Origin of the sequence: Streptomyces sp. DT190, from assembly GCF_049846985.1 — a bacterium.
In the GTDB taxonomy this organism is placed as follows: Bacteria; Actinomycetota; Actinomycetes; order Streptomycetales; family Streptomycetaceae; genus Streptomyces.
In genome coordinates, this window is record NZ_JBNCNM010000003.1 from 166,974 (window position 1) to 179,563 (window position 12,590).

The window sequence follows — 12,590 nt, forward strand, 5'->3', positions numbered from 1 at the left end:
CCTTAGAGGACTAGATACCGGACTCGGACGTGCGCACCAGGATGCGGCGGCAGTTCTCGCAGCGCACCACCGTGTCGGGCGCCGCCTTGCGGATCTCGTTCAGCTCGGTGATGGCCAGCTCCTGGCGGCAGCCCTGGCAGCTGCGCGCGTACAGCTTCGCCGCGCCGACGCCGCCCTGCTGCGCGCGCAGCTTGTCGTAGAGCTTGAGCAGGTCGGCGGGGACGGACCCGGCGATGACCTCGCGCTCCTTGGTGACCGTGGCGACCTCGGCGTCGATCTCCTCGAACGCCGCGTCGCGCCGCGCGGTGGCGTCGTCGATCTTCGCCTGGACCGAGGAGACCCGCTCGGTCAGCTCGGCGACCCGCTCCTGCGCGGACTCCCGGCGCTCCATGACCTCCAGCACCACGTCCTCCAGGTCGCCCTGCCGCTTGGCGAGGGAGGCGATCTCGCGCTGGAGGTTCTCCAGGTCCTTGGGGGAGGTGACGGCACCGGAGTCCAGGCGCTGCTGGTCGCGGGTGGCGCGCTGGCGCACCTGGTCCACGTCCTGCTCGGCCTTGGTCTGCTCGCGTGCGGTGTCGCTCTCCTCGGTCTGCGCGGCGACGAGCAGGTCGCGCAGCTGCGTGTGGTCCTTGGTCAGCGACTCGATCTCGGCGTGCTCGGGCAGCGACTTCCGCCGGTGGGCCAGCTGCTGGAGGCGGACGTCGAGGTCCTGGACGTCGAGAAGGCGGATCTGGTCGGCGGGCGCGGCGTTCAGTTCGGGGCTCCCAGGGGGTCAGAAGTGGTCGAGGCCGCGTGGGCGGTCCAGGGGTCGGTGACCGTCTTCGAGACGTGGACCCGCAGGTCCCATCCGTTGCGGTCGGAGATCTCGTCGAGCTGGCTCGCGGCCAGCTCGCACCAGGGCCACTCGGTGGCCCAGTGCGCCGCGTCGAGCAGCGCGAGGGGACTGTGGGCCACGGCCTCGGAGGCCGGGTGGTGGCGCAGGTCCGCGGTGAGGAAGGCGTCGACGCCCGCCGCGCGCACCTGGTCGAAGAGGCTGTCGCCGGAGCCGCCGCTGACGGCGACCGTGCGCACCAGCGCCTCGGGGTCGCCGGCGACGCGGATGCCCTGCGCGGTGGCGGGCAGCCGCTCGGCGGCGCGGGCGGCGAGCTCGCGGACGGTCAGCGGGTGGTCCAGCGCGCAGACGCGGCCCAGGCCGCGGCGGCCCTCCGGGTCGGTGGGGTCCGGCACGAGGGGCCCGGTCACCCGGAGGCCGAGGGCGCCCGCGAGGGCGTCGGAGACACCCGGGTCGGCGGTGTCGGCGTTGGTGTGGGCGACGTGCAGCGCGATGTCGTTCTTGATGAGCGTGTGGACGACCCGGCCCTTGAAGTGCGTCGCCGCGACCGTCGTGGTGCCGCGCAGGTAGAGCGGGTGGTGGGTGACGAGCAGGTCGGCACCCAGCTTCACCGCCTCGTCGACGATCTCCCGGACCGGGTCGACGGCGAACAGCACGCGCGTGACCTGCTGGTCCGGGTCGCCCACGACGGTGCCGACCGCGTCCCAGGACTCGGCCCGCTCGGCGGGCCACAGGGTCTCCAGCGCGGCGATGACTTCAGACAGACGGGGCACGGGTGCAAGGCTACCCGTCTGATCTGTGGCGTTGAACCGCCACCGCAGCCGCCGGCGCGACCGCCGCCGCAGCCGCCACCGCCTCTGCGCGCCCGCCTTCGCCGCGCTCAGCACAAACGCCCCCCTCCCCTCAGGCGAATCGTTCCTGGAACACCCTTATGTGTGAAGTGGGGCGCCAGGGAATTCCCCGCCCGTTCGTGCGAAAACTACGTTCGTCACTGGAGGTGACCGAACGATGACTGCCTGTGCGATCGAGCCTTCGGCGGGGCACGAGGACGGAGAGGGTGCCGCGCCGGCCGGCTGCACGCTCAGTGCGGACGGCTCCTACGGCGCGCGCCTCGCCGCGGCCGGCGACGCCTGGTTCCCGGAGCGCTGGACCCTCGACGGCCCCGAGCCCTATGCGGTGCCCCTGCCCCGCAACCAGCCGGAGGAGCCGGGCACCGAGGTGCAGCCGATGGGTGACGGGCGGGTGCTCATCCACCGCCGGGTGGCCGGGCGGCACGCCTTCTCGCTGCTGTACCCGACCGGGCCCGGCACGGGCGAGCTGCCGCTGGGCGCGGTCGAGTGCCCGGACGGCAGCGGCCGGCTGCGGCTGCTGCCGCCCGCGCCCTGCGGGGAGAAGGCGTACGCCCTGGCCGTCGGGCCGCGCTCGACGTCGGTGTGGCTGGTGGCGGGCGGGGCCTTCGGACCCGAGCGGGTGGCGGAGCTGCCCGGCCGCGGCTCCGGCGGGGTCTGGCTGGACCGCGCCGGGCGGTTGCTGGCCCTGGACCGGGAGACGGGCGGGCGCACCAAGACGGTCGTGGTGGACCTGGAGCGCGGCGGTGAGGTGTCGCCGCTGCTGCAGATCGCCGCGGACAGCGACGACCGGCTGCTGCTCGCCGACCACGACAGCGGCCTGCTGATCGTCCGCTCCGACGCGCCCTCGCCGGGGCAGGGCCGGCTGGGCTGGGGTGTGCTGGGCAGCACGCTGCCGCTGCGGTTCCCGGAGTGCCTGCGGCTGCGGGACTGCTCCGTCACGCCGTTCGCGATCCAGCCGGGGCAGATGCTGACGCCGGAGAGCTGTGCGGTGGCGCTGCGGGTCGACGGGCCCGCGGGCAGCTGGGTCGGGGTGTGGCGGCCGGCCGAGCGCCGGGTGCACCATCTCCCGGCGCCCGAGGGGTGGCTGGCGGGCACGGGCCTGTGGACGCCGGACGGGATGCTGCGGCTGCCGTACGCGACACAGGCGGTGCCGTGCGGGGTGGCGCTGGTGTGCCCGCCCGCGCCCGTCCCGGCGGAGTCCGGCGCCGTGCCGCCGCCTTTCGGGCCCGAGCCGGGCGCCCCGGTTCCGGAACGGCCCGCGCGACCCGCCGAGCCGGGACCGGCCACCGAGCCGGGCTCGTCCACCGGACCGAGACCGACCACCGGGCTCACGCAATCCGCCGGGCCAGGGCCGTCCACCGGGCCGAGACCGACCACCGGGCTCACGCAATCCGCCGGGCCAGGGCCGTCCACCGGGGCGGGACCGTCCACCGGGCTCACGCGATCCGCCGAGCCAGGGCCGTCCACCGGGCTCGTTCCGTCCGCGCAGGCGGGACCGCTCCTGGAGCCCGGACCGCTTCTGGAGCCGGGAGCGCCCTTCGAGCCCGGGCGGCCCGCCGCGCAGGACCGGCCCGGGTCGCCTCCGGCGCCCTCGGCAGCACGCCCCGTGCCCCTTCAGGAGGCGCCCCTGGGACGCCTTGTAACGAACTAGTGCCGGTTGGCGCGACCGCCTGGATCCCGGGCGTGGGGCGCCGGTTAGACTCACCCGGCTGAAAAAAGATCATGTTGACGGGGTGAATTCCATCCGATGAACGACGCCAGCACGAACCAGCCGCGCATGGCCGACGTCCAGGAGACCTCCACCGGCCACGGCCGGCACCGTGGCGAGGTCTCCACGCACGACAGTGAGACGGCTCCGCGCGGACGCCACCGCAAGCCGGTGGCGGAGACCGAGCAGGCCGTGACTGCGGCCTGACGGCCCGTCAGTCACCAGACTGCGAACGGCCCCTCCCGCCGCACGGCGGGAGGGGCCGTTCCCGTTCCCCGCCCGCGCGCCACCGCCTCACCCGCGCCGCCCGAGCCCGAGCACCTCCGCCGCCGCGAAGGTCTCCCCCACCGTCCGGTCCGCGCAGCGACCTCCTCGGCGAAGGTGCCGGTGAGCGTGCCGGTGCCGGTGCCCGTGCCCGTGCCCGTGCCGGCGAAGCCGAGGACGTCACCGCCGGGCGCCGGAAGTCGGGGGTGCCGGAACCGCACCCTGCCGGGTCCGAACCCCACCGCCTCGACGTCGTCGAGGACCTCCGGCTCGTCCTGGCCGATTTCGTGCAGTACGGCCCGTACGGCTGCGCGCATGGTGCGGCTCCCCTCGTACGGCATGCCGGGTCAGGTGTGTTCGACGATCGTGTCGGCCAGGACCGGCGCGTCACCGCGCTCGACGGCGCCGACGGCGACCCGGGTGGAGCGCGGCCCGTGCCACATGCGGATCCGCAGCGTCTCCCCCGGGTAGACGATTCCGGCGAACCGGGTGGTGTACGACCGGACCCGGGTGACGTCCCCGCCGAGCAGCGTGTCGACGACCGCCTTGAGCGTCATGCCGTAGGTGCACAGGCCGTGCAGGACGGGCCGCTCGAACCCGGCGCGCCGGGCGAAGCCGGGGTCCGCGTGCAGGGGGTTGAAGTCGCCGGAGAGGCGGTAGAGCAGGGCCTGGTCCTCGCGGACGCGGCGTTCGACGGTCCGGTCGGGGTCGCCTGCGGGGGGCTCCAGGCGGGCGGAGGGGCCGCGGTCGCCGCCCCAGCCGCCCTCGCCGCGGACGAAGATCCGGGCGTCGCCGGTCCACAGCGGGCCCTCGGCGTCGTGGACGTCGGTGCGCAGCACGAGGACGGCCGCCTCGCCCTTGTCGTACACGGCGGCGATGCGGTGGGTCGCGGTGGCGGTGCCCGCCGCGGGCAGGGGCCGGTGGACCACCAGGCTCTGGCCGCCGTGCAGGACCCGGGCGAGGTCGACGTCGACGCCGGGCATGGACAGCCCGTCGGTCACGCCCGGCTTCCCGCCGCCCGCGACGGTGGCGAAGCTGGGCAGGACGTGCAGCCGGGACTCCAGGGTGTAGCGCAGCTCGCCGGGGTCGGTGGCGGGGACGCCGGCGCCGATGCCGAGGTGGTAGAGCTGCACGTCCCTGTGGTCCCAGGAGAGCTCGCCGGTCCGGGGTCCGGCGGCGAGCGCCTTGGCTGCGTCGATGGGCATGGGGCTCCTGATCGCCGTGGGAAGGCTTCGGCACGGCCGTCCGCACCGTCGGCCGCGCCGAGGCCGCCTGGGGGGCCGAACTGGAACGCGTCCCAGTCCCGCGCCGTCTGTATAGCCGAGCCCCCCACAGGTGTGAAGCCTTCTGACGCCGTGTCAGATCCGGGTCGGACGCCACCGGGCCGGGTGCCCCGGACGCGGCGCCGGCGTGTACGTTGGCCGGGGGTCCGCGCCGCACCGCGGCGGCGCCGGCACCCGGACCGGCACCGGCGGACGACCAGCCGCGACCCGCCGCGACCACCAGGGGAAACGGAGCACATGGCACGCGTCGCCGTCATCACCGCGCCGAACATCGGGTACCGCAACACCGGCATGCTGAGCGTCGACCTGGCGTTCGAGTCCCTGCGGCGACGGGCGGGCGGCGCCTTCGACGCCACCTGGTACACGCTGCACACGCCTCAGACCGTGCCGCTGCGGGCGGGCGCGCGCAGCACCGACGTCCCGCTCGTCTTCCATCCGCTGGCCGAGAACCTCGACGCGCTGCGCGACCACGACGCCGTCGTCTTCTGGGGCGACTTCCTGCACACCCGGCACTACCTGGCGCAGGACGCGACCAACCGCCTGCTCGACTTCGGCATCGCCGCCGACCGGGACGCCGCCCGGAGCCTGCTGAACCGCACCCTGCTCTTCGCGGACCAGCCCGACGAGCTCCTCGCGCGGACCCTCAGCTACGGCGGCACCGTCCTGCACAACACCCAGTCCGACTACGAGGACAAGGAGTACGGCCCGCTCTTCACCCGCCTGGTCCGGCGCAGTCACCGGATGTGGGTGCGCGACCCGCTCTCGGCGGCGAAGATCGCGCACCTGCGCGGGGACCGTACGACCGACCACTTCGGTTCGGACGCGGCGCTGCTGTCCCGCCCCGGCGACCTCGACCACCTGCCGACCACGCCGTGGTCGCGTTCGGTGCCGCAGGGCGGGGCCATCGGCGTGTTCCTGGGCGCCCGCACCCCCGTCCCCGACTGGCTGCCCGCCCACTGCCAGGCCCTGTCCGACCGTCTGGGCGCCCCGCTGGAGTGGCTGCCCTGGTTCGACCGGGACGTCCCCGCCCCGGTCGGCCACATCCCGGCCCGCCCGGGCGAGCGCACCATCGGCGACCTGCTGGCGGTGCTGCCGCGTTACCGGCTGGTCGTCACGGACACCTACCACCTGGCGGTCAACGCCTGGGGCGCCGGCACCCCGGCGGTGTGCGTCGGGGCGCCCGAGCCGACGCCCAAGACGCACGACGACTACCTGACGCTGAGCGACGTCAAGAAGCACGTCTTCCACATGGCGTACGACGCGACGGACTTCTACCTGTCCACGCAGGAAGGCACGGAGGGGCGGGAGGGACGCGAGCGGGACCTCGACCGGCTCGTGCGGCTCCTGGAGGGCGGCGGGGCCGAGGCCGTCGCGACCCGCATCCGCGCGCACGCCGACCACTCGGCGGCGGTCTTCACCGAGACGCTGACCTCCCTGCTCGACCCGCCCCGCACGCCCCGGGGGGCGTGACCGGCCGCCTCACCCCCCGGCCTCGCGCGAAGGCGCCGCTACGGCTTCTCCGCACGCCGGAACAGCGCGGTCCACAGGAAGGACTCGCCGAAGCGGTCCGAGTCCTGCGGCTCGTCGCGCATCCGCCGCAGTTCGAGCACGGTCAGCCCGGAGAAGATCCCGCGCAGCGCCTCGGCGCTGTAGGCGAGTCCGCCCCGCAGTCCGGCTCCGTCACGGTAGAAGTCCACGTCGGGCACCTCCGACCCCATGCCGCCGGCCCCGGCCGCGAAGCAGGTGAGCCCGAACAGGCCTCCCGGCGCCAGGACGCGCTCCAGCAGGGCCAGGTAACTGACCCGGCGGTGCGGGGGCAGGTGGTGGAAGCAGCCGGAGTCGTAGACCAGGTCGTAGGGGCCGGCCAGTTCCGTTCCGGCGAGGGCGAAGGCGTCCCCGCAGTGGAACCGCGCGCCCTCCACCCCTGCCTCGCGGGCCCGTTCGGCGGCCCAGGCGACGGCCGCCGGGGAGAGGTCGACCGCGTCCACCTCGAAGCCCCGGGCCGCCAGGTGGAGCGCGTTGCGCCCCGGGCCGCAGCCCAGGTCGAGCACCCGCCCCGCGGTGACGAGCCCGTCCTCCACGTGACGCGCCAGGTTCTCGTCCGGCTTCGCCACGAAGAACGGCACCGGCCGGGAACGGTCGGCGTAGAACCCGTCCCACCAGCCGGCCCCCCGCTGCGACCACCGGTCGGCCTCGGGTGCGAACAACCCGTCGAGCAGGCTGAGTACGTCGTCCACCGTGCGTATGTTCCGGTCCATCCGGCCCCCTCCCGTGTGCCCCAACCCTAGGCCCGGAGCGGAAGAAAGACCAGGTCAGAGGGTGTGTAAGGGCATCGGCGGGAGGCGCCGTACGGGCCGCTGGGCGCCGGGGGCGCGCCCTGCCGCGGGGCCGCACCACCCCTGCCCCGAAGAGGTCGCGGCGCGCCGCCCAGGGGTCACCACAGAGCCGTTCCGGACCGTGCGACGGGCCCTTTCCACGGGGGCCGCGCCCGGCCGGTGCCCACCGGGCCGACGCCGCGCCCGGCCGGTGCCCCACCGGGCCGACGCCGCGCCCGGTCGACGCCGCGCCGGGCCGATGCCCCGCCAAGCCGGTGCCGCGCCGGGCCGATGCCCCGCCAGGCCGGGGCCGCGCCCGGTCGACGCCGTGCCGGGCCGATGCCGCACCCGGCCGGTGCCCCGCCGGCCGGTGCCGCACCCGGTCGACGCCGCGCCCGGTCGGTGCCGCGCCCGGTCGACGCCGTGCCGGGCCGATGCCGCACCCGGCCGGTGCCCCGCCGGCCGGTGCCGCGCCGGGCCGACGCCGCGCCCGGTCGACGCCGCGCCGGGCCGATGCCCCGCCGGTCGGTGCCGCGCCCGGCCGATGCCGCACCCGGCCGGTGCCCCGCCGGTCGGTGCCGCGCCGGGCCGACGCCGCGTCCGGCCGGTGCGGCTACCGTTCCGCCGGCTGCGGGGTGCGCGGCAGCCAGAGCCACATCAGCACCACGCCGGCCGCCAGCACCCCGGTGCCCACCCGGAAGGCGAGCGCGTAGCCCTCCGTCAGGGCCTGCGGTGCGGTGCTCCCGTCCGTCCGGGCGGCGGCCAGGGTGGACAGGACGGCCAGGCCGAGTGAACCGCCCATGGTGCGCGACGTGTTGACGAGGCCGGAGACCAGGCCGGCCTCCTCGGGGGCCGCGCCGGACGTGGCCAGGGAGGCGAGCGGGGTCGCCGCCAGGCCCGCGCCGAGCATCATCAGGATGCCGGGGAACAGGATCGCCGTGGCGTACGCACCGTCGGGGGTCATGGCGGACTGCCAGGCGAAGCCCGCCACCGCGACCAGCGTGCCGAGCACCGCCACGGTGCGCGGGCCGGCCGGCCGCATCAGCCGGGGTGCCAGCTTCGAGCCGAGGACGACGGCGAGGGAACTCGGCACCAGGGCGAGTCCGGCCTCCAGCGGGGTGTAGCCGAGGACGTTCTGGGCGTAGAGGGTCATGAAGAACCACATGCAGAACATCGCGGAGCCGCACAGGAACATCGCCACGTTCGCGGAGGAGACCGAGCGCAGGCGCAACAGGCCGAGCGGCATCAGCGGGCTCGCGGTCCGGGCCTCGACCGCGAGGAACAGCCCGATCAGGGCCAGCCCGGCGAGCAGCGGCAGCAGGGTGGCCGGGGCGGTCCAGCCCTCCGCCTCCGTCTGGGAGATGCCGTAGGCGAGGGTGCCGAGCCCGGCCGTGACGAACAGCGCGCCGGGCAGGTCCAGGCGCCGCCCGTCCCCGGCCCGGCCCTCGGTGAGGAACCAGGCGGCGGCGCACAGCACCACGGCGCCGACGGGCACGTTGATCAGCAGGACCCACCGCCAGGACAGCGTCTCGATCAGCAGCCCGCCGACCAGGCCGCCGGCCGCCCCGCCGCCGGCGCCGACCGCCGTCCAGGTGCCTATGGCCCGGGCCCGGGCCGCGCCCTCGGGCACGGAGGCCGTGAGGATGGTCAGCGTCGAGGGCGCCAGCACCGCCGCGCCGAGCCCCTGCACGGCCCGGGCGAGCAGCAGCTGCCACTCCGCCTGCGCCAGCCCGCCGGCCAGCGAGGCCAGGGTGAACAGGCCGAGCCCGACGAGGAACATCCGCTTGCGGCCGTAGAGGTCGCCGGCCCGGCCGCCGAGCAGCATGAACCCGGCGAAGGCGATCGCGTAGGCGTTGACCACCCACTGCAGGCCCTGGGCGCTCATGCCGAGCCCGCTGCGCATCGACGGCAGCGCCACGTTGACGACGGAGACGTCCAGCACGACGAGGAACTGCCCGGCGCAGGTGAGCGCCACCACGAGCCAGGTGGGCGGCGTGGTGCGGCGGGACGTGCGGGTGATCTCGGCGGCTTCGACCATGGGTGTCATGCTCTCAACCACGTCATGCTCCTGGCATCGGGATTTCGACCTAGGGCCACGGCGGATCCGGCCGCCCGTCCCAAGAGAAGGTCAAGATTTCGTTAGAGTGCCAAAGCAACGGAATAGTTGCCTGCGCATACAAGGTTCATACTCCACGTACTCGTGCCATGTCCGACCCCGGCCTGGAGGCCCCTTTCCATGACGCAGACGACGACAGAACGTCCCGCCGGCGCGGCGCGCGGGACCGTGGTCCCGGTCCTCGCCTTCGCGGGCATCGTTGTCGCGGTGATGCAGACCCTGCTCGTCCCGGTGATCAAGGACCTGCCGCAGCTGCTGGACACCGCCCCCAGCAACGCCACCTGGGTCCTGACCTCGACCCTCCTGTCGGGTGCCGTGGCCACCCCGATCATGGGCCGCCTCGGCGACCTCTACGGCAAGCGCCGCATGCTGATCCTGAGCCTCGCGGTGATGGTGGTGGGCGCCCTCGTCAGCGCGGTCACCAGCGACCTGCTGCTCATGATCACCGGCCGGACCCTCCAGGGCTTCGCGATGGGCGCGATCCCGCTCGGCATCGGCCTGATGCGCGACATGCTGCCCCGCGAGAAGCTCGGCTCGGCGATGGCCCTGATGAGCTCCTCCATAGGCGTCGGCGGCGGTCTCGCGCTGCCCGCCGCCGCCCTGGTCGCGCAGCACAGCGACTGGCACGCCCTGTTCTACGGCGCCGCCGGCCTCGGCGTGCTCTCGATCGTCCTCACCCTGCTCGTCGTGCCGGAGTCCCCGATGCGCGCCGCGGGCTCCTTCGACCTGCCGGGCGCGTTCGGCCTGTCCGCCGGTCTCGTGCTGTTCCTGCTGCCGATCACCAAGGGCAGCGACTGGGGCTGGACCTCCGGCACCACGCTCGGCCTGTTCGCCGCGTCGGCGGTCGTGCTCGTGCTGTGGGGCGTGATGGAGCTGCGGGTGAAGGCCCCCCTGGTCGACCTGCGCACCACGGTTCGCCCGGCGGTGCTCTTCACCAACCTCGCCTCGATCATGGTCGGCGTCTCCTTCTACGTCGTCTCCCTGGTGCTGCCCCAGCTGCTCCAGCTGCCGACGTCCACCGGCTACGGCCTCGGCCAGTCGATGGTCGTCGCGGGCCTGCTCGTCGCGCCGCTCGGCCTGACGATGATGTTCACGGCGCCCGTCTACGCGCGGCTGTCGGCGAAGTACGGCCCCAAGGTCACCCTGATCCTCGGCCTGCTGATCATCGCGATCGGCTACGGCGCCGGCCTCGGCCTGATGAGCGCCGCCTGGCAGAGCCTGGTCATCTCGGTCCTGCTCGGCGCGGGCATCGGCCTCGCCTACTCCTCGCTGCCCGCGCTGATCGTGGGCGCGGTCCCGGCGTCGGAGACCGGCGCGGCCAACGGCCTGAACACGCTGATGCGTTCCATCGGCACGTCGGTGTCGAGCGCCGTGATCGGCATGGTGCTGGCGAACACCGCGAACACGGTCGGCGGCGTCGAGGTCCCGACCATGCACGGCTTCCGGGTCTCCTTCCTGATCGCCACCGGCGCGGTCGCCGTGGGCCTGCTGCTGGCGCTGTTCCTGCCGGGCGCCCGCCCGTCGAACAAGCCGCAGCTGCGGGCCAGCAGCGAGGAGGACGCGGCGCTGGAGCGGGCCGAGCAGGTGCTGCGCGGCTTCCGGGGCCGGGTGCTGGGCGCCGACGGCTCCCCGGTCGCCCGCGCCAAGGTCACCCTGATCGACCGCCGCGGCCGGCAGGCCGGCGCGACCCTCTCCGCCGCGGACGGCAGCTACGCGCTCGCGGTCCCCGCGCGGGGCGCCTACGTGGTGGCCGCACGCGCCGCGGGCCACGCCCCGCTGGCCTCGTCCGCGACCCACGCGGGCGACGACCGGCCGGTCGACCTGGACCTGTCGCTGCCCGGGGAGACGGTCCCCGCCTGACCCGCCGTCCGCCGGTACCCCCTGTCGTTCACCGGCAGGGGGTACGGCAGCATGGGCGCCCGGAGTGTCGTACGACCGAGAGGAACCCCCATGCCCGCGGCCCCGAAGCCCGAGATCCTGGCCGCGTTCGAGGCGGCGAAGGGGTTCATGCCCGTGGCCGAGGGGCTGGCCGTGTACGCGGCGGCCGTGGAGGCCGGGCGGCTGGGACTGCCGCTGCTGGAGGTCGGCACGTACTGCGGGCGCTCCACGATCCTGCTGGCCGACGCGGCCCGGGAGGCCGGGGTGAGCGCGCTCACCGTGGACCATCACCGCGGCAGCGAGGAGCAGCAGCCCGGCTGGGAGTACCACGACCCGCAGACGGTCGACCCCGAGCTCGGCGTCATGGACACGCTGCCGACGTTCCGCCGCACCCTGTACCGGGCGGGCCTGGAGGACCACGTGGTGGCCCTGGTCGGCCGCTCCCCGCAGATCGCCGCGTTCTGGCGCACGCCGCTCGGCTTCGTCTTCATCGACGGCGGTCACACCGACGAGCACGCCACGGCCGACTACGAGGGCTGGGCCCCGCACGTCGCCGAGGGCGGGCTGCTCCTCATCCACGACGTCTTCCCGGACCCGCAGGACGAGTTCACCGGGCAGGCCCCCTACCGGGTCTACCTCCGGGCCCTCGCCTCGGGCGCCTTCACGGAGGTCTCGGCGACGGACTCGCTGCGGGTGCTGCGGCGCACCGGCCCGGGCGTCTGAGCGAACGACCGGGCGGGTGAACTGCGCCCCGTGAGCCCCCGCCCGGTCGGCCCACGGGCGGCGTGGCGCGTCGGCGGGCGCGGGCCGCTGCCCAAGGATCCGGGCGCGTGGCACACACCTTCGCAGAGCTCGTGGAGAAGCAGCGCGCGGCGGACGAGGCGTACGCCCGCGTGCGTCATCTGCAGGACGCCTACGGCCCGCCCACCCAGACCAAGTGGAGCGACCAGCAGACCACCACGTGGGAGACGGCCTGGCGCGCCTGGCGCGACCTCGCCCGGGACGTCCAGGCGGCGGTGACGGCGTACGCGAAGCAGGAGGGCACACCGCGCCAGGAGGTGGAGGCACGGGTGAAGGAGGCGGTACGGCACGGCGAGGCCGGTGCGGCCGGCTCGTGAGGCCGCACCCGAAGCGGCCCCGACGGCCGGGCCCCGCCCCCACCCCGGCGGTACGGGAGCCCCCGGGACGGCGACTCCCGCAGGCCCCCGCCGCCACACCGGACGGGACCCGCCCGCACGTCCCTCCCGGACACGGGACCGGCGCCCCGCACCGAGCCCGACCCCACCCGCGGGCCCACCGCCCACCCACCACCGCAACGACTCGCCCCGCACCCGCACCAGCGC

12 protein-coding genes are annotated in these 12,590 nt (G+C 75.1%); 6 read left to right on the forward strand and 6 right to left on the reverse strand.

The annotated features are described in order from the left end of the window. Nucleotides 1-10: 10 nt before the first annotated feature. Both ACPXCS_RS07610 and ACPXCS_RS07615 read right to left on the reverse strand, forming a co-directional pair. The gene (locus ACPXCS_RS07610; RefSeq protein WP_425945393.1) at nt 11-754 is read right to left on the reverse strand and encodes a zinc ribbon domain-containing protein; all 744 of its coding nucleotides are present in this window, start codon (nt 752-754) and stop codon (nt 11-13) included. Beyond that, the gene (locus ACPXCS_RS07615; protein ID WP_425945252.1) at nt 751-1,605 is read right to left on the reverse strand and encodes a Nif3-like dinuclear metal center hexameric protein; all 855 of its coding nucleotides are present in this window, start codon (nt 1,603-1,605) and stop codon (nt 751-753) included. Before ACPXCS_RS07615 ends, ACPXCS_RS07610 begins: the two co-directional genes overlap by 4 nt. Nucleotides 1,606-1,840: 235 nt before the next feature. On the opposite strand from ACPXCS_RS07615, the gene ACPXCS_RS07620 reads away from it, so the two are divergent. Then, a complete protein-coding gene (locus ACPXCS_RS07620; RefSeq protein WP_425945251.1) occupies nt 1,841-3,334 on the forward strand; it encodes a hypothetical protein in 1,494 nt (497 codons plus the stop codon). A gap of 96 nt (nt 3,335-3,430) precedes the next feature. After that, complete coding sequence (locus tag ACPXCS_RS07625) at nt 3,431-3,598, forward strand: hypothetical protein (RefSeq protein ID WP_425945250.1); 168 nt, start codon at nt 3,431-3,433, stop codon at nt 3,596-3,598. Between the two features lie 11 nt (nt 3,599-3,609). Here the strand turns inward: ACPXCS_RS07625 and ACPXCS_RS07630 are convergent, their stop codons facing one another. Together ACPXCS_RS07630 and ACPXCS_RS07635 are read right to left on the reverse strand one after the other, a co-directional pair. Beyond that, the gene (locus ACPXCS_RS07630; RefSeq protein ID WP_425945398.1) at nt 3,610-3,972 is read right to left on the reverse strand and encodes a hypothetical protein; all 363 of its coding nucleotides are present in this window, start codon (nt 3,970-3,972) and stop codon (nt 3,610-3,612) included. A 30-nt stretch (nt 3,973-4,002) separates the two neighbouring features. Then, on the reverse strand, nt 4,003-4,860 hold the full coding sequence (locus ACPXCS_RS07635; protein WP_425945249.1) for a MaoC/PaaZ C-terminal domain-containing protein: 858 nt from the start codon (nt 4,858-4,860) through the stop codon (nt 4,003-4,005). Nucleotides 4,861-5,175: 315 nt separating this feature from the next. On the opposite strand from ACPXCS_RS07635, the gene ACPXCS_RS07640 reads away from it, so the two are divergent. Further along, the gene (locus ACPXCS_RS07640; RefSeq protein WP_425945248.1) at nt 5,176-6,408 is read left to right on the forward strand and encodes a hypothetical protein; all 1,233 of its coding nucleotides are present in this window, start codon (nt 5,176-5,178) and stop codon (nt 6,406-6,408) included. 38 nt (nt 6,409-6,446) lie between these two features. On the opposite strand, the gene ACPXCS_RS07645 is transcribed toward ACPXCS_RS07640, so the two are convergent. Further along, on the reverse strand, nt 6,447-7,196 hold the full coding sequence (locus tag ACPXCS_RS07645; RefSeq protein ID WP_425945247.1) for a class I SAM-dependent methyltransferase: 750 nt from the start codon (nt 7,194-7,196) through the stop codon (nt 6,447-6,449). 670 nt (nt 7,197-7,866) lie between these two features. Continuing rightward, on the reverse strand, nt 7,867-9,300 hold the full coding sequence (locus ACPXCS_RS07650; RefSeq protein WP_425945392.1) for an MFS transporter: 1,434 nt from the start codon (nt 9,298-9,300) through the stop codon (nt 7,867-7,869). 189 nt (nt 9,301-9,489) lie between these two features. On the opposite strand from ACPXCS_RS07650, the gene ACPXCS_RS07655 reads away from it, so the two are divergent. From ACPXCS_RS07655 to ACPXCS_RS07665, 3 genes are all read left to right on the forward strand, one after another. Continuing rightward, on the forward strand, nt 9,490-11,229 hold the full coding sequence (locus tag ACPXCS_RS07655; protein WP_425945246.1) for an MFS transporter: 1,740 nt from the start codon (nt 9,490-9,492) through the stop codon (nt 11,227-11,229). Nucleotides 11,230-11,319: 90 nt separating this feature from the next. After that, on the forward strand, nt 11,320-11,970 hold the full coding sequence (locus ACPXCS_RS07660; protein ID WP_425945245.1) for a class I SAM-dependent methyltransferase: 651 nt from the start codon (nt 11,320-11,322) through the stop codon (nt 11,968-11,970). A gap of 107 nt (nt 11,971-12,077) precedes the next feature. Beyond that, nucleotides 12,078-12,365, forward strand: coding sequence for a hypothetical protein (locus tag ACPXCS_RS07665; RefSeq protein WP_425945244.1), 288 nt, complete (start codon nt 12,078-12,080; stop codon nt 12,363-12,365). Nucleotides 12,366-12,590 lie beyond the last annotated feature (225 nt).